The organism is Acinetobacter sp. TG2027, from assembly GCF_000302435.1.
GTDB classification, from domain to species: domain Bacteria; phylum Pseudomonadota; class Gammaproteobacteria; order Pseudomonadales; family Moraxellaceae; genus Acinetobacter; species Acinetobacter pittii.
The window spans coordinates 37,406-60,961 of the sequence record NZ_AMJN01000048.1 but is presented as its reverse complement, the minus strand read 5'-3'; the positions used below and the strand labels follow the sequence as shown (position 1 = coordinate 60,961).

General features: G+C 38.8%; 25 protein-coding genes and 1 other RNA gene. 14 read left to right on the top strand and 12 right to left on the bottom strand.

From position 1 onward, the window contains the following. Nucleotide 1: 1 nt before the first annotated feature. Nucleotides 2-571: a HupE/UreJ family protein gene (locus B806_RS0113220; protein ID WP_017387152.1), complete on the top strand. Its 570-nt coding sequence runs from the start codon at nt 2-4 to the stop codon at nt 569-571. Between the two features lie 42 nt (nt 572-613). On the opposite strand, the gene rsmD is transcribed toward B806_RS0113220, so the two are convergent. Continuing rightward, entirely contained in the window at nt 614-1,165 is a 552-nt protein-coding gene (gene rsmD / locus B806_RS0113215) for a 16S rRNA (guanine(966)-N(2))-methyltransferase RsmD (protein ID WP_017387153.1), read from the bottom strand. Continuing rightward, nucleotides 1,165-3,183, bottom strand: a complete 2,019-nt coding sequence (mrdA, locus tag B806_RS0113210) for a penicillin-binding protein 2 (protein WP_005802923.1) — start codon at nt 3,181-3,183, stop codon at nt 1,165-1,167. The genes rsmD and mrdA overlap by 1 nt, the downstream gene beginning before the upstream one ends. 235 nt (nt 3,184-3,418) lie before the next feature. On the opposite strand from mrdA, the gene B806_RS0113205 reads away from it, so the two are divergent. From B806_RS0113205 to B806_RS19515, 4 genes are all read left to right on the top strand, one after another. Continuing rightward, nucleotides 3,419-3,937 (top strand): hypothetical protein, encoded by a 519-nt coding sequence (locus B806_RS0113205; RefSeq protein ID WP_002117557.1) that lies wholly within the window; start codon nt 3,419-3,421, stop codon nt 3,935-3,937. A 61-nt stretch (nt 3,938-3,998) separates the two neighbouring features. Next, nucleotides 3,999-5,312 (top strand): membrane protein, encoded by a 1,314-nt coding sequence (locus tag B806_RS0113200; RefSeq protein WP_005070566.1) that lies wholly within the window; start codon nt 3,999-4,001, stop codon nt 5,310-5,312. Nucleotides 5,313-5,398: 86 nt separating this feature from the next. Further along, nucleotides 5,399-6,052 (top strand): adenylate kinase, encoded by a 654-nt coding sequence (adk, locus tag B806_RS0113195; protein ID WP_002117671.1) that lies wholly within the window; start codon nt 5,399-5,401, stop codon nt 6,050-6,052. Between the two features lie 71 nt (nt 6,053-6,123). Beyond that, on the top strand, nt 6,124-6,261 hold the full coding sequence (locus B806_RS19515; protein WP_335622227.1) for a hypothetical protein: 138 nt from the start codon (nt 6,124-6,126) through the stop codon (nt 6,259-6,261). A 37-nt stretch (nt 6,262-6,298) separates the two neighbouring features. On the opposite strand, the gene nth is transcribed toward B806_RS19515, so the two are convergent. Next, on the bottom strand, nt 6,299-6,988 hold the full coding sequence (nth, locus tag B806_RS0113185; protein WP_002117539.1) for an endonuclease III: 690 nt from the start codon (nt 6,986-6,988) through the stop codon (nt 6,299-6,301). Beyond that, nucleotides 6,989-7,780, bottom strand: coding sequence for an RnfABCDGE type electron transport complex subunit B (locus B806_RS0113180; protein WP_017387155.1), 792 nt, complete (start codon nt 7,778-7,780; stop codon nt 6,989-6,991). It abuts the gene before it with no gap. 272 nt (nt 7,781-8,052) lie between these two features. Between B806_RS0113180 and gdhA the strand changes: the two genes are divergently transcribed. Then, nucleotides 8,053-9,456: an NADP-specific glutamate dehydrogenase gene (gdhA, locus tag B806_RS0113175; protein ID WP_017387156.1), complete on the top strand. Its 1,404-nt coding sequence runs from the start codon at nt 8,053-8,055 to the stop codon at nt 9,454-9,456. Between the two features lie 53 nt (nt 9,457-9,509). On the opposite strand, the gene B806_RS0113170 is transcribed toward gdhA, so the two are convergent. The 5 genes from B806_RS0113170 to B806_RS0113150 all read right to left on the bottom strand — a co-directional run bounded on the left by B806_RS0113170 (nt 9,510) and on the right by B806_RS0113150 (nt 15,936). Further along, nucleotides 9,510-10,619: an META and DUF4377 domain-containing protein gene (locus B806_RS0113170; RefSeq protein WP_025466047.1), complete on the bottom strand. Its 1,110-nt coding sequence runs from the start codon at nt 10,617-10,619 to the stop codon at nt 9,510-9,512. A 168-nt stretch (nt 10,620-10,787) separates the two neighbouring features. Beyond that, nucleotides 10,788-11,564: a class III extradiol ring-cleavage dioxygenase gene (locus B806_RS0113165; RefSeq protein WP_005075524.1), complete on the bottom strand. Its 777-nt coding sequence runs from the start codon at nt 11,562-11,564 to the stop codon at nt 10,788-10,790. Nucleotides 11,565-11,676: 112 nt separating this feature from the next. After that, nucleotides 11,677-12,156 (bottom strand): 23S rRNA (pseudouridine(1915)-N(3))-methyltransferase RlmH, encoded by a 480-nt coding sequence (rlmH, locus tag B806_RS0113160; protein ID WP_004703042.1) that lies wholly within the window; start codon nt 12,154-12,156, stop codon nt 11,677-11,679. A gap of 303 nt (nt 12,157-12,459) precedes the next feature. Next, complete coding sequence (lon, locus tag B806_RS0113155; RefSeq protein WP_002117591.1) at nt 12,460-14,889, bottom strand: endopeptidase La; 2,430 nt, start codon at nt 14,887-14,889, stop codon at nt 12,460-12,462. A 462-nt stretch (nt 14,890-15,351) separates the two neighbouring features. Continuing rightward, nucleotides 15,352-15,936: a 5-formyltetrahydrofolate cyclo-ligase gene (locus B806_RS0113150; protein ID WP_017387157.1), complete on the bottom strand. Its 585-nt coding sequence runs from the start codon at nt 15,934-15,936 to the stop codon at nt 15,352-15,354. 240 nt (nt 15,937-16,176) lie between these two features. Between B806_RS0113150 and B806_RS0113145 the strand changes: the two genes are divergently transcribed. The 3 genes from B806_RS0113145 to B806_RS0113135 all read left to right on the top strand — a co-directional run bounded on the left by B806_RS0113145 (nt 16,177) and on the right by B806_RS0113135 (nt 17,161). Continuing rightward, nucleotides 16,177-16,521 carry a hypothetical protein gene (locus tag B806_RS0113145; protein ID WP_017387158.1) on the top strand — a complete coding sequence of 115 codons (345 nt, stop codon included), beginning with the start codon at nt 16,177-16,179 and terminating at the stop codon, nt 16,519-16,521. Nucleotides 16,522-16,633: 112 nt separating this feature from the next. Further along, the gene (locus tag B806_RS19510; RefSeq protein ID WP_002117788.1) at nt 16,634-16,747 is read left to right on the top strand and encodes a hypothetical protein; all 114 of its coding nucleotides are present in this window, start codon (nt 16,634-16,636) and stop codon (nt 16,745-16,747) included. 93 nt (nt 16,748-16,840) lie between these two features. After that, a complete protein-coding gene (locus tag B806_RS0113135) occupies nt 16,841-17,161 on the top strand; it encodes a hypothetical protein (RefSeq protein WP_002117636.1) in 321 nt (106 codons plus the stop codon). 141 nt (nt 17,162-17,302) lie between these two features. On the opposite strand, the gene ssrS is transcribed toward B806_RS0113135, so the two are convergent. The 3 genes from ssrS to B806_RS0113125 all read right to left on the bottom strand — a co-directional run bounded on the left by ssrS (nt 17,303) and on the right by B806_RS0113125 (nt 18,521). Next, a non-coding RNA gene (ssrS, locus tag B806_RS19505) (6S RNA) lies at nt 17,303-17,487 on the bottom strand. Between the two features lie 192 nt (nt 17,488-17,679). Next, a complete protein-coding gene (locus tag B806_RS0113130; RefSeq protein WP_002117766.1) occupies nt 17,680-17,964 on the bottom strand; it encodes a cell division protein ZapA in 285 nt (94 codons plus the stop codon). Then, a complete protein-coding gene (locus B806_RS0113125; protein ID WP_002117619.1) occupies nt 17,961-18,521 on the bottom strand; it encodes a hypothetical protein in 561 nt (186 codons plus the stop codon). Before B806_RS0113125 ends, B806_RS0113130 begins: the two co-directional genes overlap by 4 nt. A gap of 64 nt (nt 18,522-18,585) precedes the next feature. Between B806_RS0113125 and B806_RS0113120 the strand changes: the two genes are divergently transcribed. The 5 genes from B806_RS0113120 to B806_RS0113100 all read left to right on the top strand — a co-directional run bounded on the left by B806_RS0113120 (nt 18,586) and on the right by B806_RS0113100 (nt 23,533). Continuing rightward, nucleotides 18,586-19,215 carry a UPF0149 family protein gene (locus B806_RS0113120; protein ID WP_017387159.1) on the top strand — a complete coding sequence of 210 codons (630 nt, stop codon included), beginning with the start codon at nt 18,586-18,588 and terminating at the stop codon, nt 19,213-19,215. Between the two features lie 67 nt (nt 19,216-19,282). Continuing rightward, on the top strand, nt 19,283-20,605 hold the full coding sequence (gene pepP, locus B806_RS0113115) for a Xaa-Pro aminopeptidase (protein WP_005070543.1): 1,323 nt from the start codon (nt 19,283-19,285) through the stop codon (nt 20,603-20,605). Between the two features lie 31 nt (nt 20,606-20,636). Continuing rightward, nucleotides 20,637-21,845: a 2-octaprenyl-6-methoxyphenyl hydroxylase gene (gene ubiH, locus B806_RS0113110; RefSeq protein WP_017387160.1), complete on the top strand. Its 1,209-nt coding sequence runs from the start codon at nt 20,637-20,639 to the stop codon at nt 21,843-21,845. Further along, nucleotides 21,842-23,074 carry an FAD-dependent monooxygenase gene (locus B806_RS0113105; RefSeq protein WP_017403147.1) on the top strand — a complete coding sequence of 411 codons (1,233 nt, stop codon included), beginning with the start codon at nt 21,842-21,844 and terminating at the stop codon, nt 23,072-23,074. The genes ubiH and B806_RS0113105 overlap by 4 nt, the downstream gene beginning before the upstream one ends. 207 nt (nt 23,075-23,281) lie before the next feature. Next, nucleotides 23,282-23,533, top strand: a complete 252-nt coding sequence (locus tag B806_RS0113100) for a hypothetical protein (protein ID WP_002117665.1) — start codon at nt 23,282-23,284, stop codon at nt 23,531-23,533. Nucleotides 23,534-23,556 lie beyond the last annotated feature (23 nt).

The following is a 23,556-nucleotide window of genomic DNA, read 5'->3' as shown; positions in this document are numbered from 1 at the left end:
TATGGACTTCATGAAAAAATGGAGTGTAGCGCTCCTTTCATTATTGCCAGCACTTGCAATGGCTCATCCGGGACATGACCATGCACATTCTGGTTTTATGGCAGGTTTTATTCATCCGTTTACCGGTCTAGATCATTTAGTCATGGCTTTAGGTTTTGGTGTCTTGTTGTGGTCAGCTGCTAAACAGTGGAAAATTGCTGGAGTCATTGCCTTAAGTACTACCTTAATTGTAGGCTTTTTAATAGGTGCTCAAGGTTTGGTACCAGTTAATATGGCTGAATACGGCATTGTTGCTTCTTTAGTTATTACAGCAATTGCCCTATGGACAAAATCCAATAAAGTTTTACCAATTGCCGCGGCATTACTTGCAAGCTTCCATGGCATGGCTCATGGTGTTGAGTTAGCACATGCAGGGCATATTGTTGCATTAGTAACTGGTATGGTTGCTGGTATGGTGCTCATCTATTTGGGGGGATTGGTGTTGGGTGCTGTGCTTACCCGATATGTGCCATATGGCAAAAAAATTGTTGGCGCCTGTGCAGCAGTTGTTGCAGTGATTGGCTTAAGCTAACTAAAACTTTGCAAAGAAAAAGGTAGCTTTAAGCTACCTTTTTTATTCGTTTACTTTCTGGTAAAGCCCCGCGTGAACTGTACCCGCTTTAGTGGTTTTAACTTGTTGCCATGTTGCTGGAAGATGAAGCTGGGATAAATCTCGGTCAGCTTCAACATAAATATATCCATTTTTTTTAATATGAGGCTCGGCCAAGTTCGAGAGTTCTTGCCATAAATCAAGACTATAAGGTGGATCTAAAAAAACCACATCGAACTGTTCTTTTAAGCGGGGTAGGGCTTGTTGAGCCGTTGTATTAATTAGATGACAGTTTTGGGCTTTTAATAGTTCAATATTATCTTTTAAAAATCGTGCCTGAGCTTTGTCAGGCTCAATCATATAAACAGATGCAGCACCACGTGACAGAGCCTCAAAACCTAATGCACCAGAGCCTGTACAGATGTCGAGAACTTGAGCATTTTGAATATCCCACATGAGCCAGTTAAATAGAGTTTCGCGTACTCTATCTGGGGTTGGGCGTAAGCCATCAATGCTAGCGAAAGGCAGTACTCGTCTTTTCCATTCGCCGCCAATTATACGTAATTGATTTTTCATTATTCATCGGCCTCATTGGTAGCAGGACGAGCAGGAGCAGCTTGCGGTGTTGATGCTGCTGGTTTGTTGGTGGTAGCTGTAGCCGATGCTGGACCAGAACTTTCACCGCCGCTTGGAAGTTCACCTGGTTTAATACCTGCTGTCATTAACCCGCCATTGACTTGGTGATTTGCTGGACGAATCGGGTTTTTCTTACGAGTTAATAGCCAGTAATCAAAGACAGGTCTTGCAAGTTGAGCAGCTGAACCACCATGACGACCATTTTCCCAAATGACTGCAATCGCAATTTCAGGTTTTTCAGCAGGGGCAAATCCAACGAATAAACCATGGTCAAGTTGACGTTCACTCAAGGCTGCTTCGTTATAGCGTTTACCCTGTGCAATACTCTTAACCTGTGCTGTACCTGTTTTCCCTGCAATTTGGTAGAGGGGAGTACGAATACCGCGGCCAGTACCTGATTGAATTACATCAATCATGGCATCACGCATTTGAATCCAGTCTTCATCAGTGCCGTTGAATTTGATTTTGCCATCAGGTGCATTACGTACTGTAAATGGTTTTGCACCATGCGTTGCGCGTAAAACATGAGGCGTTACATGAGAACCATGATTTGCCGTAATTGCTGTTGCCATCGCAAGCTGTAATGGAGTGGCTGTAAACGCGCCTTGACCAATACTGACAGAAATAGTTTCACCCTTCATCCATTTCGCTTTACGCGTACGCATTTTCCATTCAGGACTTGGATAAAGGCCTTCACTTTCACTTGGTAAATCGACACCTGTTTTTTGACCAAATCCAAATTGGCGCATCCATTGGTTCATTTGATCAATACCCATTTGATGGGCAAGAATATAAAAATAGGTATCACATGACATAATGATGGCTTTATGCATGTTCACGATGCCATGACCAGATTTTTTCCAGTCACGGAATTTATGTGAATCACCTGGTAGATGGAAATAACCAGGGTCAGAAATTGCTGTTGACCAGTCTACAATACCGTAGTGTAGGCCACCCATTGCTTCCATTGGTTTAATGGTAGAACCCGGGGGGTATACACCCTGCACAGCACGGTTATAAAGAGGTTGGTCTAAATTGTCACGTAGTGAACTGTAGTCAGTATGACTAATTCCAGTCACAAACAAATTAGGGTTAAAACTTGGACTAGACACTAAAGCTAGAATTTCACCTGTACGAGGATCAATAGCGACAATAGCTCCACGACGACCTGCAAGCTGCTGAGAAGCGACAACTTGTAAACCGTAATCTAAAGATAAATAGAGGTCGTTACCGCGAGTAGGGTCTTTACGCCCTAAATGACGTAATACATTACTATGTGCATCTGCTTCAACAGATTCATAACCGGGTGTTCCGTGCAATAGGTCTTCATAGCTTTTCTCAACACCAATTTTTCCAATTAGGTTGGTCCCAGCATATAAGTCTTTATCAATACTTTTTAATTCTTTATCGTTGATACGCCCGACATAGCCAATCACATGAGCAAATAACTCACCGTGTGGATAATAGCGAGTCATTTGTGTCTCGATTCTAACACCCGGAAACTTATATTTGGCTTCACTAAATTTAGCAATATTGGCTTCAGTTAGATTAAGTTTAATCGCGACGCGTTCAGTTTTACGGGCAGTTTTTATACGGCTTTTAAAACGGTCAATATCTTCTTGTGTTAAATCTAAAATAGGTTGTAATTGCTCAATGACACTATCAACATCTTCTACATCTGTTTTACTTAAAGTTGCTGTAAAAACAGGATAGTTATCTGCTAGTAATACACCGTTTCTGTCATAGATATAACCACGAGCAGGCGGAAGTGGTTGCAAGCGAATTCGGTTTTTGTCAGATGCAGTCGAGAATTCGTCGTAGTGAAAAATTTGTAGATAAGCGTATCGGCTAATTAAGACTAATAAGCAGATGGTCACGATCCCTACGGCAAAAAAGATACGACCTCGATAAATGCGCTTTTCTTGCTGGATATCTTTTAAAGGAAAGTGCTGTTTCATAAGGATCGACTTAATGACATAGGGTAGAAAAATAGCTGCTTATTCTAACGCAAGAGCACTTAAAATATTGCACAATTTTCAAAGTTTCATTGCATTTTAATAAGATACTTTTTGACTTTGCAGACAACAAAATTGTAGATACTTGTATATAAGAAGCAAAATAATTCTGTTAAAGTCTCTCATTCAATAGAATAGGGTTGTTCTCACCATACGATTAGGGAAAATGGAGAAAATAATGAGAAAAATTTATCCCTTACTTGCAGTTTTGACAGTAAGTAGTTGGGCCCATGCTCAAGACTACTCGTTTCTTCCGGAAGCAAAATTAGCAGGACATAATGCATCTACTTGGAATGTGGGTGCCGGAGTTACTCAAAAATTATTACATCTTAACGGTGAGTGGGTAAATCCGTATGGTATTGCCTATGCGAAAGCCGGTGCATTTTTGAATGGTGACAAAACCGCTGGTGGTCAAGTTGGTTTTAGATATCCTTATTATCTTACTGGCACAGACAAAAATGGTTACTATATCGGTTTCTATGCTGGTCATCTTGATAGTAAAGAGGTCGATGGTGATTTTAAATCCCGTTTAGGTGCGGGTGTTGATTTGGCCTATGTGTGGTTAAATTCAGAAAGAATTAGCACTTTTAGTGTGGGTATCGGTGCGGCTGAAAAATTAACTGACCAGAACGGAAATGTTGCTGCAGATACTAAACCACAAATTCAATTTTCTTATTCTCTAAGTTTTGGTTTATAAAACAAAGCAGTTTATCGTTAACTCGCCATAAGCAGAGCACAAATAAATACGAGAGTCTTACATGTTAGAGTACGTCAGTGGATTGTGGCAGACCTTTTTACACAGACCTGATTTTTGGGCCGTTTTGAGTATTATTCCCGTAACGGCTTTTGTCACATGGGCACATGTGTGGATGGCTTTAAAAATGGTATTTTACCCAATTAAATTTTGGGGATTCCATTTAGGACCATTGCCAGTAGGTTGGCAAGGTATCGTGCCACGTAAAGCAGGACGTATCTCTGGAATTATTACCGATAACACTTTATCTAAATTAGGCTCATTGCGTGAATTTTTAGAAGCAATGGATCCTGAAGATATGGCGCGTATTATTGGTGAACAAGTTGGTTTTGAACTTGAACATCTTATTGATGAAGTCATGATCGATCGTAATGCCGTGCTTTGGGAAAATTTACCTTATTCAATTAAACGCCGTATTTATGCTCAAGCACATAAGCAATTGCCGGGTGTGTTAAAAGAATTAGTGACTGAGCTGACCATGAATGTAGAGTCACTGGTTAACATGCGTGAAATGGTCGTGAGCCAGATGGAAGGTGATCGCCGTTTAATGGTACGTATGTTCTTAAAGGTTGGTCAAAAAGAAATTAACTTTATTTGGCATATTAGCGCACTGATTGGCATGTTCTTTGGTATTTTCCAAATGGTGGTTTGGTTTGTAGTACCATGGCACTGGACAGTACCATTTTGGGCTGCAATTTGGGGCTTTTTAACTAACTGGATCGCAATCTGGATGGTGTTTAACCCAATTGAGCCACATTATATTCGTTATCCACAGATTTTTAGATTAACAAAAGATCGTAAGTTCCCATGGATTGTACCAGTTCTTCGAATTGGGACTTATAATGTCCAGGGCGCTTTTATGAAGCGTCAAGAGGAAGTCTCTGATGTGTTTTCGAGCGTAGTCACAGAAGATCTGATCACGTTAAAATCGATTATGACCGAAATGATGTACGGGCCGCGTAAAGATAAAACGCGCCGCATTGTTAAGCGTCATATTAACGAAATCATGGAAACCCCGTTAGTTCGCACCTCTTTACAGCTTTCTTTAGGGCCAAGAGAGTACGCAAGATTAAAGACGGACTTGATTGATCGTTCAATTGAAATTACGATGGGACCCGTATGTGACCCAGCACTGAACGCAAGCCGGGCACAGAAGATTTTTCAAATGTTTAAAGAGCGTATTCGTGAACTAACACCAAAAGAATTTCAGAATTTATTACGTCCTGCATTTCAGGAGGATGAGTGGATTCTTATTGTACTAGGTGGGGTAACCGGATTTATTGCTGGTACAATACATTTGTTTGTGGCTTTCTTATAATTCGATGTCAGGCAGGATCTATTGAAGATTAACGAGACTTTTTCTGCCGGACTTCATATTCATTGTTTTAAATGAGGATGTTTTTTATGCGCATTATTTTACTCGGACCACCTGGAGCAGGCAAAGGGACTCAGGCTCAGTTGATCTGTAAGCGCTACAATGTCCCACAAATTTCAACCGGTGATATGCTCCGTGCTGCGATTCGTGAAGGTACTGAATTAGGTCTAAAAGCTAAAAGTGTAATGGAATCTGGTGGTTTGGTTTCAGATGAACTTATTATCGGTTTAGTAAAAGAACGTATTGCTCAACCTGACTGTGCAAATGGCTGCATTTTCGATGGTTTCCCACGTACTATTCCACAAGCTGAAGCTTTGGAAAAAGAAGGGATTAGCATTGATCACGTGATTGAAATTGATGTTCCTGATGAAGAAATCGTAAAACGTCTTTCTGGTCGTCGTCAGCATCCAGCTTCTGGCCGTGTTTATCACACGGTATACAATCCACCTAAAGTGGAAGGTAAAGATGATGAAACTGGTGAAGATCTTGTTCAACGTCCAGATGACCAAGAAGAAACAATCCGTAAACGTTTAGCGTCTTATCACACTGAAACAGAGCAACTGGTTGGTTTCTACCAAGGCCGTGCTGCTTCTGGTGAAAATGCTCCAACTTATGACAAGCTTGATGGCTTGCGTACAATTGAAGATGTACAAAAAGATTTGTTCAACATCTTAGACAAATAATTTAATATTGTTTGTGATAATGAGCCCTCTTTGTGAGGGCTCTTTTCTTTCATTAAGTGCAGGAGAACAATATGAAAATCATATTGATTTTGGTGGTATTGCTGAGTCTGGCACTAGTAATATTTTTGGCTTTTCAAAGCTACAAAATGCTAAGACAGGTTCAAAAACAAGCAAAAAAAGAGCGTAATGAAAAAAAGCGTCTAAAGTAAGTTTGATTGGGTATGATCCCTATACCCAACTATATTTTTAAGCTTCAATATTTTTAATGGCAATTTGCTTTTGTGCGCCAAATTCAAAGCGATCAGGCCAGTTACAGACATCTGCAACAACACATTCTGCACATTTCGGTTTACGGGCGATACAACAATAACGACCGTGTAATATGAGCCAGTGATGTGAATCTAAAATAAATTCTTTAGGAATGACCTTAATTAAACGGTGCTCAACCTCAAGAACATTTTTACCTACTGCTAAACCAGTTCGATTTCCTACACGGAAAATATGAGTATCGACAGCCATGGTGGGTTGTCCGAAAGCCGTATTTAAAACCACGTTAGCTGTTTTACGCCCGACACCCGGTAAAGCTTCTAAATCTTTTCTGTTGCTTGGAACTTCGCCGTTAAATTGTTCCATTAAAATCTTACAGGTCTTAATGACATTTTCGGCTTTTGCGTTATAGAGACCAATTGTCTTGATATATTCCTTTAACCCATCTACGCCTAAGTTATAGATTTTTTCAGCTGTATTCGCCACAGGGTAGAGTTTATCAGTTGCTTTATTAACACTTACGTCGGTCGCTTGAGCTGACAACATAACTGCAATAAGTAGCTCAAATGGAGATGAATATTTTAACTCGGTTTGAGGTGAAGGTCGTTGTTCGCGAAGGCGTTCAAAGAAAATTTGAATCTGCTTTTTCGTCATATTCTTGACGGCCATTCAGACCTCCTGTAATTGCATGAGTTGCTGTTGAAGTTCTTCAAGTTGAAGAAGTTTTTTAGTATCTTCACGTACACTGAGCTGTTTTTCCAACTTTTTAATTTGCGTACGAATTTTCGCTAACTCAATTGTAGTTTTTGCATCAGTTGACACAACTTCTTTGGGTTTCTCGATGAGCTCGATTGAAGGTACTTCATCAAGTGCCTGAGAGAACTGGGCAAACAGTTGGGTATCAATTTCAGCGCGTACTACAGGTCCTTTACGGTGAGTACGACGTTTTTCTTCGCGCTGAATGTGAGCGTAATAACGTTGTCTTAAATCATTTTGTTCAGCGATACGCTGTTGCTCATTTGGTAATACTTGCGTGTCTTCGACCAAATCAATGCAATCTACCGGACAAGGTGGAATACATAACTCACAACCTGTACATAAGTCAGTCAAGATGGTATGCATGAGCTTACCACTTCCAATAATAGCATCTACAGGGCAAGCACTAATACATTTGGTGCAACCAATACATTCATCTTCCCGAATAATCGCTTTCATTCGCTGGGGACGACCATCGGCCTGTACAGGCCATACGCTAGTTTCAGCGGTTAACACAGGACGATTTAATAGATTTGCGAGTGCATCGGCTACAGGCTGACCACCTGGAACACATTTATTTGCTTCTTCACCTTCAGCAATCGACTTTGCGTAGGGTAGACATCCATCACGATGTCCACATAAACCACACTGAGTCTGTGGTAATAACGCATCAATCTCGCGTATGAGAGAAATAGATGAATTCATAGTGGGCAAATAGCTTGGTTAAAACGATGCGATAATGAAGAAAAACCTAAGTAAGGTCAATGGATTTTAACGAATTTATCGGGTTTTTAATTGACCTAAAATGTAGCTAATATTGCACAATAATAGATCAATAAAAATGAAAAGATAAATTAATATTTCTTATTTTTAAGTAGTTTTTCTAAAAATAACTTTTTGATAATTAAGGTGAATAAAATAATTTAAAATAAGTATTGTTAAAATTGATGGAAAGGGATTTAATATTTTGCTGCTAAATGATGCATTTAAAAATGTATTGCACCAATTTAATTCATTACTATGCTGAGGACCGTGCATTGAAATACAACAACCTGAATGAATTCCTGAATTACGTGCAAGCGCGTGATCCGCATCAACCTGAGTTTTTACAAGCTGTCGAAGAAGTCATGACGAGTTTGTGGCCATTCATTGAAAAAAATCCGGAATATGCAGAGCATGGATTGCTAGAACGTTTGGTTGAACCTGAGCGTGTGATTCAATTCCGTGTTTCATGGATGGATGATCAAGGCCAGACTCAAGTTAACCGTGCTTTTCGCGTTCAATACAATTCAGCAATTGGTCCATTCAAAGGTGGAATGCGTTTCCATCCATCGGTCAATCTATCAATTTTAAAATTTTTAGGTTTTGAGCAGACTTTTAAAAACTCACTTACCACCTTACCAATGGGTGGAGGAAAAGGTGGTTCAGATTTTGATCCTAAAGGTAAATCTGATGCTGAAATTATGCGATTCTGTCAGGCATTAATGATTGAGCTTTATCGCCATTTAGGACCAAATACGGATATTCCTGCGGGTGACATTGGTGTGGGTGCGCGTGAAGTCGGTTATATGGCAGGCATGATGAAAAAGCTGAGTAACGACACCGCTTGTGTCTTTACCGGTAAGGGAATTTCATTTGGTGGTAGCTTGATGCGTCCTGAAGCCACTGGTTATGGTACGGTTTATTTTGCAGAAGAAATGCTTAAAGCCCGTGGACAATCTTTTGCTGGTAAAACTGTTTCTGTTTCAGGTTCTGGTAACGTCGCACAATATGCAGCAGAAAAGGCGATGTTCTTAGGAGCAAAAGTTGTTACCTTGTCGGACTCAAACGGCACAGTTTATTTAAAAAATGGTTTTACAGATGAGTTACTTGCTGAAGTAATGGAACTGAAAAACGTTAAACGTGGTCGTATTTCCGAGTTTGCTTCTAAACATGGTTTTGAATATTTTGAAGGAAAAACACCTTGGCATATTCCTGTTGATATTGCTTTGCCATGTGCTACACAAAATGAATTAACAGGTGAAGACGCTAAAAAACTTATTTCTAACGGTGTCATTTGTGTAGCTGAAGGCGCTAATATGCCATCTACACTTGAAGCAGTTGAACATTTTATTGAAGCTAAAATTTTGTATGCGCCAGGTAAAGCATCTAATGCGGGTGGTGTGGCAACTTCTGGTTTAGAAATGTCTCAAAATGCAATTCGTTTAGGCTGGACCCATGCTGAGGTCGATGAACGCTTACATGCAATCATGAAAGACATTCATGCCAACTGTGTAAGATATGGTACTAAAGAAGACGGTACTGTGAACTATGTAGACGGTGCCAATATTGCAGGTTTTGTAAAAGTTGCTGATGCAATGCTTGCTCAAGGTATTTTCTAAGATAGAAATAAAAAATCCGATGCATAAACATCGGATTTTTTTAGTCTAAAAACTTATTTTTTAGGTTTTTTAACTAACTCTTGTTCTACAACCATATCTAATACATCTGCTTGACTAGATTGGTCTGCAGCCGGGTTTTTCACTTCAAAACGTTTTACACGTAAAATTACGCGTTGGTCTGGTTTATGTTCAAACCCTTCAATTTGACCGTAATATAATGACCAGTTTTTGTCAGCGTAAGTTTTAACACCTTTGTCATCATATTTAATTTCACGAACTTGCATACAAGTTTGTGGCGCAACACCAGTACAAGATTTAGTTTCCGGAGCTACTTCAAGGAAAACTGTTTTTCCTTCAGATTGATATTTTGCTTCAGGTGTCATTTTACCAGTGAAAGTATATTTCTGGCCTTGAGCATCAGATACTGTCAATGTTGGTTGATCAACATTTGTAGTATTGAGTTCAAATGGAATTGCACGTTTTTGGAAGAGGCTGCTAGAGAACTGTTCCTGTTTCATTAAAGCAGGTTCACATGCCATCATCGTCGACATTACGTCAGCTGTTACGATGGTGTTGTTTTCAACTTTCCAAGTTGTTCCTTGGCGGTTACAACCTGTTGCGATAGATAGACGATCATTTGTAAAGTTAAGAACGATTGGTTTTTTTGTATTTTCAGGCTGATATGACCAAGAGTAGTCTGTTAAAGCTTGAGTATTAACTGCTTTTTGACCTTGGAAAATGTGTTTTTGACCAGTTTTATCTGTCACCGTTAAAATCACCTGACCATTAGTGTTGCTAATTTCGATTGGTAATTTTGCTTCATTAAAGATGCTAGTAGAAAGTTGTTCTTGTTTCATTAAATCATCTTGGCAAGCCATCATCGTTGAAACAAGATTAGAAGTAACAAGTTGGTTGCCTTCAACTTTCCAAGTACCGCCTTGGCCATTACAGCCCGTATTAATGGCTAATTTACCATCTGCATTAAAGTTAAGAATAAGTGGTTTAGAAGCTTTTACATTTTGATAAGTCCATGCATATTCACCTAAAGTGGTTGCAAGGTTTTGTTGTTGCTCAGAAACAATTGGAGCAGGAGTATTAGTAACTGTTTGACACGCCATCAAAGAAAAAGGTAATAACGCAAGAATTAAATATTTAATTTTCATTTAAAAACTTCAAGTAAAAAAACAACAGTAATAAGCTTAAAACATTCTTAAAAAAAGAAAATGTAAACATTTGATTGTTTCGGTTTTTAAAATGTATAAGTTTGTAAATTATTCTAATTTTCAACAAAAATAATGGTATACCCCGCAAAACGGGGTATTTCTTAATAATTAATCAAAACGATAGATATCCATTCCTAATGAGCCCATTGTGAAGCTACTATGAACAATCGTAAAGCGATTGCCTGTACCCATAGCAAAAAACAAAGGTGCAAAATGTTCAAGCGTAGGGTGGTTGCGTTTCACAAACGGCAGTGATTGCCAGTCTAAAACTCCATCATAATCTTGATGGGAAAGCTTATTAACGACAGTATTTCTAAAAGTTGAAGCCCATTCAGGAACTTTAGAGTTGTCGCCTTGCCAAGATAATTCTGCAAGATTATGAGTAATACTTCCCGAACCAATGAGTAAAATTTGTTTGTCACGTAAAGGGGCGAGTGTTTGTCCTATACGATAAATTTCTTGTGCACTTAAATTTGATGGCAAAGAAATTTCGACTACAGGAATGTCTGCATCTGGGTACATATGCAATAAAGGCATCCATACGCCATGATCACGAGGACGGGTACTATTGGCATGTGCAACAAAGTGAGCATCGGCCAATAATTTTAAGATTTCTTCTGCTAATGCTGGTTCGCCAGGCGCACTGTAGCGAATTTCATATAACTCTTTAGGAAATCCACGGAAGTCATGCCACGTTTCAGGACGAGTCGAAATACTTACTTCAAGTGCTTTACTTTCCCAGTGCGCAGACATCACAATGATTGCCTTAGGTATAGGAAGATTTGTACCTAAGCGATGTAGAGCAGGTCCCACTTGTTCCGGATCAAGTGCAAGCATGGGCGAGCCATGAGAAATAAACAGTCCAGGAAGCGTTTGTAGTTCCATTTCATTACACCTGATTTGAAAAGCAGAATAATAGGTATTATGCCAAAATCAGAACATGATAAAAGTATCCAGATTTCAACGGATTGTTCTTAAAATGAAACGTTTGTTCCTTTTATGCACGGTGATAAGGATGATTGTGGTTAATACTCATCGCCCGATATAGTTGCTCGATTAATAAAACACGTACCAACGGATGGGGCATCGTAAGTTTTGAAAGTGACCAATGCCAAGCGGCAGCTTTACGTACCTGATCGGATAAACCATCTGGACCGCCAATCGCAAGTACTACATCATTACCCTCAAGCATCCATTGTTTCATTGTATCAGCTAATTTTTCTGTACTTAGTTCCCGACCACCAACTTCAAGAGCAATTAAGGTTTCATTGGGTTTTAAAGCATTTAAAATACTTTCGCCTTCAATTTGGCAATACTTTAAAATATCCGCTTCTGAATCATTCTTACCACGTTTGGCCATAGGTAGTTCAATAACTTGAGTTTGAACAAAAGGTTGTATGCGTTTGAAATAATCTTCAAAACCAGTAAGAACCCAAGCAGGCATTTTTTGACCAATGGTCAGAATACGAATTTTCATGTTATCTATTCATTCAAATATAGCTGGCGCATTATACCTGATGAATGAAAGTATCTGACGATCTAAAAAGCTGGCATAAAAAACGCAGTCCAAAAAACAGTGTTGGACTGCGATCAAATGATCATCTGTCTGGAGTTCAGATGATCATAGAGAATAGAAACAAGGCTATCTAAGAATTAGATAGTTAAGAGTACTCATTTATTTAAATACTCTTATTACCTATTATGAGGATGGTTGGATATTTTTCAATCAAATTGTGTAACAAAAAAAAGAGAGCCGAAGCTCTCTTTTTTATATTTTTAATTAGTGACGTGCTGCTTTTGAACCTTCCACCGGTTTTACAATTGGTGTTTTAGGTAAAGGCTTTGGCATCGAAACTAATGCTAAAGGTAAGATGTCATCAATACTTTTCACAGCTTTGATTTCCAAACCTTCTTTAACATTCGCAGGAATTTCTGCTAAGTCTCGAACGTTGTCTTGAGGAATAAAGACAAGCTTGATTCCACCGCGGTGTGCTGCAAGAAGTTTTTCTTTTAAGCCTCCAATACGCATTGCACGACCACCTAAGCTTGTTTCACCAGTCATTGCAATATCAGGACGAATTGCAATACCTGTAAATGCTGATACAAGCGCAGTTGTTAATGCTAAACCAGCAGATGGACCATCTTTTGGTGTTGCACCTTCAGGTAAATGAACGTGTACATCAGTTTCTTCAAAACGAGAAGCTTCAATACCTAATTCATCGGCACGTGTACGCACTAAAGTCATTGCTGTAGTAATAGATTCTTTCATTACGTCACCGAGTGAACCAGTCGTAATGAATTTACCTTTACCTTTGACAGCTGCAACTTCAATGGTAAGTAACTCACCACCTACAGATGTCCAAGCTAGACCATTTACACGTCCTACTTGTGCTTCATCTTCTGCGATACCAAAGTCAAACTTGTGTGGACCTAAGTATTCTGGAAGATTGGCAGAAGTCACATCAAGTTGTAAGTTTTTAGACTTTTTACTTACTGCTTCTTTTACCACTTTACGCGCAATTTTAGATACTTCACGTTCTAAACTACGTACACCAGCTTCACGTGTGTAGCGTTGAACAATGTCACGGATCGCTTCTTCATGAATTGTTAACTCTTTTGGACGTAGACCATTGTTCTTAATTGCTTTTGGAACAAGGTAACGTTCAGCAATGTTAACTTTCTCATCTTCGGTATAACCCGGTAGACGAATAACTTCCATACGGTCAAGCAAGGCTTCTGGAATATTCATACTGTTTGCAGTACAGATGAACATCACTTCAGATAGGTCAAGATCAAGATCTAAATAGTGATCGTTGAACTTACTGTTTTGTGATGGATCTAATACTTCAAGCAAGGCAGAAGCAGGATCGCCACGGTAGTCTTGCGCCATCTTGTCAATTTCGTCGAGTAAGAACAATGGGTTCTTCACGCCAACTTTTGTTAAAGATTGCACAATTTTACCTGGCATCGCACCAATATAAGTACGACGGTGACCACGAATTTCAGCTTCGTCACGTACACCACCGAGTGCCATACGAACAAATTCACGACCTGTTGCTTTCGCGACAGACTCACCAAGTGAAGTTTTACCTACACCAGGAGGGCCTACTAAACATAGAATCGGACCTTTGAGCTTTTTAACACGCGACTGAACAGCTAAGTATTCAACAATACGGTCTTTTACGTCATCTAAACCGTAGTGATCTGTATCGAGAATTTCCTGTGCTTTCGCAAGGTTAATACTGACTTTGCTCGCTTTATTCCACGGCGTATCTAAAATTACTTCTAGATAGTTACGTACAACAGCTGCTTCACTAGACGCTGGTTGCATTGCTTTAAGCTTACGGAACTCAGCTTCAGCTTTTTTACGTACGTGTTCAGGTAAATCAGCTTCAGCAAGACGTTTCTCTATTTCAGCAACGTCATCTTCAGCACCGCCATTCATATCAGAAAGTTCACGTTGAATGACTTTCATTTTTTCATTTAGAAAGTATTCACGTTGGTTTTTTTCCATTTGACGTTTTACGCTGTCATGCAAAGTTTGTTCAATTTGCTGTTCAGCAGATTGATTTACCAAGTAGCTCATAAGCTCTTGCAAATGTGCTTCAAACTCATCGTGCTCTAAAAACTTCTGTTTAATTTCAATATTTAGAGGCACACGTGTTGCTACGAAGAACATGAGTTGTAGCAAGTCTTCAATTTTATTAGCCGCAGCAACAAGTTCGCGTGCATTACGTAATTTTGCTTCAGCATATTGAGCAAATAAAGTACGTAACTCTTGCAAACGAGTTTCTTGAGTAGCTTTATCTACGTTAATTGTCATTGGACTTAAGCTGTGTTCAGCAGTCAAATGGCTATCTTCATCGATAATCTTTTCAAGTTTAGAGCGATGTAAACCTTCAATAAGTACTTTAATGCAGTTTTCATCATTCTCATGATTTACGACTTGAACAATCTTAGCGACAGTTCCGTACTGATAAAGGTTATCGTGATCAATTTCTTCTGTAAGCGAATCTTTTTGCGCAACTACAAATACTAAATTGTCACTGTTACGAGCCACATCAACTGCATTGATCGATTTTTCACGACCCACGAATAACGCAATTTGCATGTGTGGGTAAACCACAACATCACGCAACGCTAAAAGTGGTAATACACTTGGAACCTGAGGCTCTAAGTCAGTTTTTTCATTCATAATAAGTTCAGACATGGGCACTCCTAATGAGTGACAACGAGGTTGCCATGTTTTTTATAGTGATGTGTATTTTAAAAATTACAAGGGCCTCACTAGAGAAAATATGGAAAAAAGGACTAATTTAGTCAACTTTTTTTTAAAAATGTTATGAATCAAGAGATTAATTCTTAAGAAGAATAAAATTTTGTATTAATGCTAAGTAATTTAGCTTAATAATTATAAATATTCATATCACAAAAAATGTTTATGAATAGAAAACAATCATTTTACGGGCGATTTATAGACATTATATGGTTAACAATAATTCACAACTTATTCAATGTTTGGTGCCTAATAGAGGTGGTAATATAAATTGGTGAAACGGTCTGTCACGTAAAAGTAACCATCTTTAGGGTGGTTACTTTTATGATTTTGAAAGACATAAAAGTAAAAAAACTGGTTTTATATGACTAAATTTTATTAGTTTTTATATAAATATTATCTTTTAAAATAATAAACACGTTGAGGTATGAGTAAAGCATCTAATGGCTGATCCCAACTCTGACGTTTTAAAGTATGTTCGATAAATTGAAATTGATGAGCTAACCCTAAACGATAAGGTTTGTGTTTTGCACTTGCCAAGGTACGATCATAATAACCACCTCCCATGCCAATACGCGTACCATATCGGTCGCATGCCAGAAGTGGCATGATCAATAAATCAATTGATGAAACATGTTTTGCTCTAGTGGCCATCGGTTCTTTCATTCCCAATGGGTGATGCGAAAAACGTCGGTTTATATATTGGTTTTTAGATATTTTTACCCAGACCAAACGCTGGTTCATAGAACAAATCATCGGCAAATAAACCTGCTTATTTTTTTTAAAACATAATTCTATGAGAAGCTCTGTGTGAACTTCTCCAAAGGCATGCAAATATAAACCAATTTTTTTGGAAGAATGAAAAATAGGCAGGGTATTTAAATGATGAAGAACATCAAGCTGAGCTTGTTTTTGCTCAAATGAACTTAAAGAACGTCTTTTAGATCTTAAATTTTTTCTAATAAAGCTGAGTTCATTCATGTATAAATCTAACTAAGATTAAAGATCAGTTGTGCAAAATTATACCTATTTTTCGACAGCTTTATGGAAATAGAAGGGTAATTCGAAAATAACTTAAATTCGTTAGACCAAAAGTCATAAATTGATCTGATCTATTGTGTTTAAGTATTAAAAATTCTATTTCTTTACGTATTGTCAGTATTTCTTTACATTTAATAAGGTTAAGTATATTTAAAAGATTAATGCAGAATTGTTAAGCCTATGAAGTTGAAAATTTTAACCATTACAATAAGTGCTGGTCTGCTACTTGGTGGATGTACGAAACAAGCCGAACCCGAAGCGGCGGAAGTTGATTATAAAGCTCAATTTGAAGAATCAGATCGTAAAATAGGAGAGTTTTTAGATCAACTAGATAACCCGAATACACCGCAAGAAATTAAAGTCAAAATCTTATGTCATGACTATCCAGAAGTTTATAAGACCCAATATATGCCTGCCTTAATAAAAATTTCGCCTAAACCTTATACCGAAGAGAAATTATTATCAGATTTGAAAAGTGCGACGGACTACTATAAGGATGCTTTTGCGATTAGATGCACTCAATAAGTTTGTTTTGATTTTAATCTCAAAAAATCCGATAAATGTGAATTGATTGGCATTATTGAGTTGTGATAAATTTTCTTCTGTCTTTATAAGTGAAAGTTTAGGGGATTTAGATATGGAAATCTTAAAGTTCTTACAGAGTTTTAATACAGTTGGTACATACTTAACGATCGCTTCAACCGTTTTAGTAGGTCTAATTATTTATTTTTATGTGATTAATCCAGCATAAAAACCTTTAAAAGAAATAGGGATCAATTTCCTATTTCTTTATTAATAATAAAATTCTGTAATTAATTCAAAGCTATAAAAATAAGGTAGGTATATGAGATTTAAATTATTTTTTCTTAGTTTTTTAGCTTTTGGCTGTTATGCCGATGAAAGTGTAAATGACCCCGAAATTTGTAATGTGGTAAAGAAAGTTTCTTATACTGTCATGGAAGCGCGTCAACAAAAAGTCCCATCTGAAGAATTGCAGCATATAGCGAATAGTCTTGAAGATCCAAAGGCAAAAAAACTTTATCAAGATTTAATTACTTCTGCTTACTCAACCAAAGTATTCAAGACCAGCTTCTTTAAAAGAAAAGCGATAGAAGATTTTCAAACAGCTTGGTATCAAGAATGCCTGAGTAGAAAAGAAAAGTAATTTTGAATTCAGAGACTCATTCATCTCTAAAATAATAATGTCATGCATTATTAAATGCTTGAGAAAAAAATCGTACCGACAGGTCTGTATTGAAAGGCTAATTGATATAAATTTTTGAAATTTTATTATTTAATTAAAAATAAATGCTCCGAAGATGCCGCTGCATGTGTCGTTACCCTGAACCCGATGAGTTCAAGGTGGACGCGACGTATACTTGCTGGGTTTCCTACTCGAAGGTAGGCATACACTCTAAATATACAGAACGCAATCCATAAGTTTAAGTATCGGCAGGGGAATAGACCCGCTGGCGAACATCCCAGAGATAGCTTAAGTATAACCGATCTGACTATGTTGGCAATCACTTGAGTCTATGGAACTGTAAACTTAGTTTGCGTTTGATGAAGCTTTGTACATTGAACGTGGATAAAACGATATTCAACTGTAGTTGATAGTCAAAATAAAAAAAGCCTTGCATCTATGATTTATAGAGCAAGGCATTTTGTGGTAATCAAAGCTTGTTAAATAACCTGTTCCACATCTTCTAAAATCGCTTGCAGTAGGCGTTCACAGTGAGTGTATTCCTGCAAAGATTTATTAAGGCTTAGCACTTCTTGAGTTAACTGTAGAGCGACCATAATGACTAGTTTGTTGTGCTCAACACGTGGGGCACTACGGCGCATGTCATTAAATTTCTCATTGAGAAGTTGTGCTGCGCGTTCAAGTTCATCTTTTTTATCTGAGGTAGTGGCAAGTCTAAAAGTCTGCTCAATCAGCCTAAGCTCTACCATGACTTGTTCACTCATGATTGGATCTCCTCACCAGTTTCAGCATTAGGATGGGCAAGTTGCTGGATTTCTTGAGCGTGTTGATCTTGAGCAGTGCCTAAAATTCCTAAACGCTGAATAATGGCTTCAACTTTTGATTTGGCAAGCTCATTTTTTTGTAACAAACGGTCACGATCTTGTTGTAAATCATGCAGCTCTTGTTGGGTTTGACGCTGGTGGGCTTGTAACTTCTCTTTTGCAACACGTAATTCATTTCGTTCTGCAAGAATTTCTTGAAAACGATTTTTTAAATCAGTCGTACTTTTTTCTAATCGGCTATAACGTTCGGCAAGTGTGTTAGCATCTTGATTCAATTGTTGAAATTGGCCTTTTAACTGAGAAAGTTGCTCAGTTACCGACTCAATTTCCTCTTGTTTTTTAGTGATAATACTATTTTTTTGCACAACTTGTGCGTGATGCTCTGTTTCAGCCAGTTCTTTAGCTTCTGAGAGTGCCGCATGTTCACTCTCTAAATGATGTAAGCGTGTTTTTAAAACGCTAATATGCGCTTGTAGCCGCTGTAATTGTTCTAACATAACGAGGTCGCACAGAATTGCAATCAAAGGTAATATATACAAAGTATAGAGATTGGATAAACGAATGCAAGACGATATTTCAGGCTGGACAGATTGGAACGCTCATTTTGAAGGAATTGAAGAAATTTCAAGCCCTAGTGAGTTACATGGTCTGTTAACAGGTATTGTTTGTGTGACAGAAGCGCCTACGCGTGAAGAATGGTCACAAATTTTAACAACCCTTAATGTGCCAGAGTTAAGTGAAGATGCTTTAGCGCTTTTGACTGACGAAGCAGAAGATGTGGTTCATGCTTTATCTGAAGATGAATTAGATTATCTACCAATGCTTCCAGATGATGAACATCTACTTCAAGAGCGTGTGCAAGCATTATCTGATTGGTGTGCGGGTGTTGTGTTAGGTTTTGGTTTGGCATCGGGTCATGTTCGTAGTGATGAGCGTGAATTGATTGAACACCTTCAAGATGTTGCAGCAGTTGAATTTGAAGATTCTGACAATGATGAGGAAGGTGAAAGCAGTTACGAAGAATTGTATGAATTTGTACGCTTAATCCCTGTGAGCTTGTCTATTGGCAGAAAAAAAATCACTGTAGCTGAAAGTTCATTATTGAAAAACTTTCATGCAAAAAGTAAAACTGCGGTTCTAGGTACAGATCAGAATATTGTAGAAATGTTCACACCACATCGTCCAAGCTAATTGAGGCGATGTGTTATTGGTTGTATTTTATTTTTTGACTTTAAAATTCTAAATCAAGTAGATCATTATGAAATTGCCTCAAGCTGATTTTCAACATCGTAGAGACCGTTTAGCAGAAAAAATGGGTCCTAACAGTATTGCAATTATTGCAACGCGTGAGGAGATGTACCGTAATCGTGATGCGGATTATAAATTCCGTGCCGATAGCAGTTTTTTCTATTTGACGGGCTTTGCTGAGCCTGAGGCAGTTGCAGTTATTGAAACTTTTGAGGATGTAACTGACTATAGCTATAGTCTTTTTTGCCGTGAACGTAACCGCGAGATGGAAATCTGGAATGGTTACCGTGCCGGAATTGACGGTGCAATCGAAGACTATGATGCAGATGAGGCCTATGCAATTGATCTGCTTGATGAAGAAATTATTGAAAAGTTATTAAATAAAGAACGCCTTTATTATCGGATTGGGCAAAATGCTGCGTTTGATGCACGAGTGAGCCAGTGGATTAAAAAAGCAGATGCTGAGCATCGACATCAAGGTGCTCCAGCTCAACTGGTACAGCTCGACCGTATTGTTGATGAAATGCGTTTAATCAAGTCACCACAAGAACTTGAGCTGATGCAAACTGCTTCAAAAATTAGTGCTCAGGCACATACTCGTGCGATGCAAACTGTTCGCCCTGGCATGATGGAATATGCACTAGAGGCCGAGCTCAATTATATATTTGGGCAAAACGGCTGTGTCCCATCTTATAACAGTATTGTTGGTGGCGGGGCTAATGCCTGCATTTTACACTACGTTGAAAATAACCAACCTCTTAAAGACGGTGATTTAGTCTTAATTGATGCGGCATGTGAATATGAGTTCTATGCGTCAGATATTACCCGTACTTTTCCGGTCAATGGTAAGTTTAGTGCTGAACAAAAAGCATTATATGAAGTTGTATTGGCTTCTCAATATGCGGCGATTGATGCAGTACGCATTGGTAATTCGTACCGTGAGCCTCATGAAGTAGCCGTTAAAATTTTAACTGAAGGCCTAATTGAGTTAGGTTTGCTCAAAGGTGATATTAACGAACTTATCGAAACCGAAGCATACCGTCAGTTTTATATGCATGGTACAGGCCATTGGTTAGGAATGGATGTACATGATGTCGGGTCTTACAAAAAAGGTGAAGACTGGCGTCAATATGAAGAAGGTATGGTCGTTACCGTTGAACCAGGCCTATACATTGCACCAGACGATGAAACTGTAGATAAAAAATGGCGTGGTATTGGTATTCGTATTGAAGATGATGTGGTCGCAACATCAAAAGGTCCGCGAGTTTTAACTGCTGATGTAGTTAAAAATATTGCAGATATTGAACATTTAATGGCGCAAGCTAAATCATAATTAAACGTATTCGCCAAAGGAGCACAACTCGATGCAACAACAAGTGATTATTGTAGGTGGGGGAATGGTTGGACTTAGCCTTTCACTCATGCTGGCGAAGGCTAATATTGCAGTAAAGCTACTAGAAGCTGTGAAATACCCAAACTATGATGATCAAAATGTTGCCCCTTATCATTCCAGTTTCGATGCGCGTAATACGGCTTTATCGCGTCGTAGCGTCCAGATTTATCAGAAGCTGGGGTTATGGGATGCATTACAGCAGCACGCGACTCCAATTCTACAAGTTCACATTACTGAACAAGGCAGTTTTGGTAAGGCACGATTAATTGCAGAACAAGAAAAAGTCGAAAGCTTTGGGCAGGTGATTGAAAATGCTTGGTTGGGTCGTGTTTTATTGACTCAAGTACGTCAGCAGCCTTTGATTGAGCTGATTGATAGCGTTCAAGTGACTGCTTTAACTCAAGATGCTGAGCAAGTACATATTGAGGCCAAGCGTGGTGATGAAGTTTTAAAACTTGAGTCAAAGCTATTAATTGCCGCAGATGGACGTGACTCTTTCTGTCGTCAGGCTATCGGCGTTGGTGTAGATGTTCATGATTATGATCAGATTGCAATTGTCACTACCGTTCAGACTTCAAAACCACATGATCAAGTAGGTTTTGAGCGTTTTAGTGCATTAGGCCCTTTAGCTTTATTGCCTTTACCGGGCGAATATCGCCGTTCGGTTGTATGGCCTGTTAAAAAAGGCACTGAAGGTGAGTGGTTAGGTGAAGAAAACGACCAACACTTTTTAGATGCTTTGCAAAAAACTTATGGTGACAGAGCGGGTAAATTTGAAAAGACGGGTAAACGCTTTAGTTATCCGCTTTCACAAGTGCTTGCACATAAACAAGCAGTCGGACGCGTTATTTTAATGGGGAATGCGGCGCATACAATCCATCCTGTTGCAGGACAGGGCTTTAACCTATGTCTACGTGATGCGGATGTTTTAGTGCGTTATTTAGTGAACCAGCTAACTACTTCTGATGATATTGGTAACCCAGGTAATTTACTGGCTTATGAACAAGCCCGTTTGTCAGATCAACAGCGAGTGATTAAGTTCTGTGACACCGTGGTTCGTGGTTTCAGTAACCAAAATCCATTATTAAAATTAATTCGTAATACGGGATTAATTGCATTCGATGTCATTCCAGGTGTTAAACCACTGGTAGCGAACTATGCAATGGGGTTAAAAGCATGAGTGAAGTACTAGATGTTGTCATTGTTGGTGGTGGACTGGTTGGTGGTTTAACAGCTTTATTACTTGCACAAGGTGGTGTACAGCCTACTGTGCTTGATGCTGCTCCTGTACTGGATGTTGAAAAAACACTAAGTGTGATGAACCCGCGTGTTTTAGCACTCAGCCAAGCGACCATTCATTTACTTAAAACTGTCAATGTTTGGGATGATCTAGCACGTCAAATGCCATATACAGGAATGCAGGTGTGGAATCTGAATGGCTATGGTGAAATTAATTTTGGCCACGAGTCCGTACAAAGACCAATGCCAGAACAGTCCTTAGGTTCTATGGTTGAGCCAAGTGTATTGAATGTTGCTATTCAACAAAAAATGCTTGAGCAGTTAACAGACTATCGTACTCAAGTTCGCGTGACTCGCATTGAGCAGGGTGTTGGTTGTTGGCATATTCAATTGGCAGATGGTACGACACTTAAAACAAACCTGCTGATTGGTGCAGATGGTGCCAATTCATTTGTACGAGAAAAGGCCTTTATTGACCTAGATGTCTTAGATTACAAGCAAGCAGCGATTAGTTGTGCCATTAAAACATCTAAACCCCACAATCATGTTGCTCGTCAAATTTTCTTACCTACAGGGCCTTTAGCCTATTTACCGATGGCTAGTCTTGAAGAAAGTGAAAATGGCTACTGGCAGTCAATTGTCTGGACACTACCTGATGATTATGCCGATGAATATTCTGCTTTAACCGATCATGAGTTTATGCAGCTTTTAACCCGAGAAAGCCAACATATGTTAGGTGAAGTGTTAGATGTACGTTCAAGAGCACAATTCCCGCTCAAAGCGCGCGCCGCAAAACAGTATGTGAAAGCTGGTTTAGCTTTAATTGGGGATGCAGCACATGTTATCCATCCACTTGCTGGACAAGGCGTAAATATTGGTTGTTTAGATGCGGCTGTACTCTGTGATGCATTACTACATGATTTAGCGCGTGGAGTATGGGCAAATGAACAGACATTGTTGCGTTATGAGCATCGCCGTAAAGGCCAAAATGATGCAATGATGCATAGCATGTCGGCAATTGGCTGGTTGGAAAGTAGTGAGCTATTTCCATTTATCTGGGCTCGGAATGTGGGACTCAAGCAAGTTGAACAAATTGCCTTCTTAAAAGAGCGTTTTATGCAACAAGCAAACGGTTTAGGGTCTTTACAAAACACCCAGTATAGTCGTTAAAATAATTACGAAGTTTATGCTCTACTGGTCTAAATAAATATCAGTAGATATTTTTTAAACAATCATTTATATATCATTACCAATTGGGTTGAAAAAGATACACATTTGACCAATTTGGCTCTTTGCTAAATGCAAAGAGATTGCTAAATTTCTGAGGTCTTGGGACCATAGCGATGATGCAATAGAAATCATTCTGGGGAGTGAAAAATGTCAGATATCAATGATTATGAAGATGCAGAAGATTCTGCTGTAGATGAAGATGAAGCGAAAGCAGCTGAAAGCGGTGCAGCTGATGAAGAAGCAAGCAGTATTAATGATACTGATATTGCTGAGGCAGAAACACTGACTGTGACTGCTAAGCAAAAACAGCGCCAAGCGCTGGAAGATGAAGTTGCCGCATTTTTAGCTCGAGGGGGGAGAATTACCGAAGTTCCTCCAGATGAACATAGCGACCATTAATCCTAAAAAGCATCACATGAGTG

What these genes read in the sequence shown, in the direction of transcription:
- B806_RS0113220 (WP_017387152.1), top strand. Translation starts at nt 2, where the DNA reads ATGGACTTCATGAAAAAATGGAGTGTAGCGCTCCTTTCATTATTGCCA.
- rsmD (WP_017387153.1), bottom strand. Translation starts at nt 1,165, where the DNA reads ATGAAAAATCAATTACGTATAATTGGCGGCGAATGGAAAAGACGAGTA.
- mrdA (WP_005802923.1), bottom strand. Translation starts at nt 3,183, where the DNA reads ATGAAACAGCACTTTCCTTTAAAAGATATCCAGCAAGAAAAGCGCATT.
- B806_RS0113205 (WP_002117557.1), top strand. Translation starts at nt 3,419, where the DNA reads ATGAGAAAAATTTATCCCTTACTTGCAGTTTTGACAGTAAGTAGTTGG.
- B806_RS0113200 (WP_005070566.1), top strand. Translation starts at nt 3,999, where the DNA reads ATGTTAGAGTACGTCAGTGGATTGTGGCAGACCTTTTTACACAGACCT.
- adk (WP_002117671.1), top strand. Translation starts at nt 5,399, where the DNA reads ATGCGCATTATTTTACTCGGACCACCTGGAGCAGGCAAAGGGACTCAG.
- B806_RS19515 (WP_335622227.1), top strand. Translation starts at nt 6,124, where the DNA reads ATGAAAATCATATTGATTTTGGTGGTATTGCTGAGTCTGGCACTAGTA.
- nth (WP_002117539.1), bottom strand. Translation starts at nt 6,988, where the DNA reads ATGGCCGTCAAGAATATGACGAAAAAGCAGATTCAAATTTTCTTTGAA.
- B806_RS0113180 (WP_017387155.1), bottom strand. Translation starts at nt 7,780, where the DNA reads ATGAATTCATCTATTTCTCTCATACGCGAGATTGATGCGTTATTACCA.
- gdhA (WP_017387156.1), top strand. Translation starts at nt 8,053, where the DNA reads ATGATGCATTTAAAAATGTATTGCACCAATTTAATTCATTACTATGCT.
- B806_RS0113170 (WP_025466047.1), bottom strand. Translation starts at nt 10,619, where the DNA reads ATGAAAATTAAATATTTAATTCTTGCGTTATTACCTTTTTCTTTGATG.
- B806_RS0113165 (WP_005075524.1), bottom strand. Translation starts at nt 11,564, where the DNA reads ATGGAACTACAAACGCTTCCTGGACTGTTTATTTCTCATGGCTCGCCC.
- rlmH (WP_004703042.1), bottom strand. Translation starts at nt 12,156, where the DNA reads ATGAAAATTCGTATTCTGACCATTGGTCAAAAAATGCCTGCTTGGGTT.
- lon (WP_002117591.1), bottom strand. Translation starts at nt 14,889, where the DNA reads ATGTCTGAACTTATTATGAATGAAAAAACTGACTTAGAGCCTCAGGTT.
- B806_RS0113150 (WP_017387157.1), bottom strand. Translation starts at nt 15,936, where the DNA reads ATGAATGAACTCAGCTTTATTAGAAAAAATTTAAGATCTAAAAGACGT.
- B806_RS0113145 (WP_017387158.1), top strand. Translation starts at nt 16,177, where the DNA reads ATGAAGTTGAAAATTTTAACCATTACAATAAGTGCTGGTCTGCTACTT.
- B806_RS19510 (WP_002117788.1), top strand. Translation starts at nt 16,634, where the DNA reads ATGGAAATCTTAAAGTTCTTACAGAGTTTTAATACAGTTGGTACATAC.
- B806_RS0113135 (WP_002117636.1), top strand. Translation starts at nt 16,841, where the DNA reads ATGAGATTTAAATTATTTTTTCTTAGTTTTTTAGCTTTTGGCTGTTAT.
- B806_RS0113130 (WP_002117766.1), bottom strand. Translation starts at nt 17,964, where the DNA reads ATGAGTGAACAAGTCATGGTAGAGCTTAGGCTGATTGAGCAGACTTTT.
- B806_RS0113125 (WP_002117619.1), bottom strand. Translation starts at nt 18,521, where the DNA reads ATGTTAGAACAATTACAGCGGCTACAAGCGCATATTAGCGTTTTAAAA.
- B806_RS0113120 (WP_017387159.1), top strand. Translation starts at nt 18,586, where the DNA reads ATGCAAGACGATATTTCAGGCTGGACAGATTGGAACGCTCATTTTGAA.
- pepP (WP_005070543.1), top strand. Translation starts at nt 19,283, where the DNA reads ATGAAATTGCCTCAAGCTGATTTTCAACATCGTAGAGACCGTTTAGCA.
- ubiH (WP_017387160.1), top strand. Translation starts at nt 20,637, where the DNA reads ATGCAACAACAAGTGATTATTGTAGGTGGGGGAATGGTTGGACTTAGC.
- B806_RS0113105 (WP_017403147.1), top strand. Translation starts at nt 21,842, where the DNA reads ATGAGTGAAGTACTAGATGTTGTCATTGTTGGTGGTGGACTGGTTGGT.
- B806_RS0113100 (WP_002117665.1), top strand. Translation starts at nt 23,282, where the DNA reads ATGTCAGATATCAATGATTATGAAGATGCAGAAGATTCTGCTGTAGAT.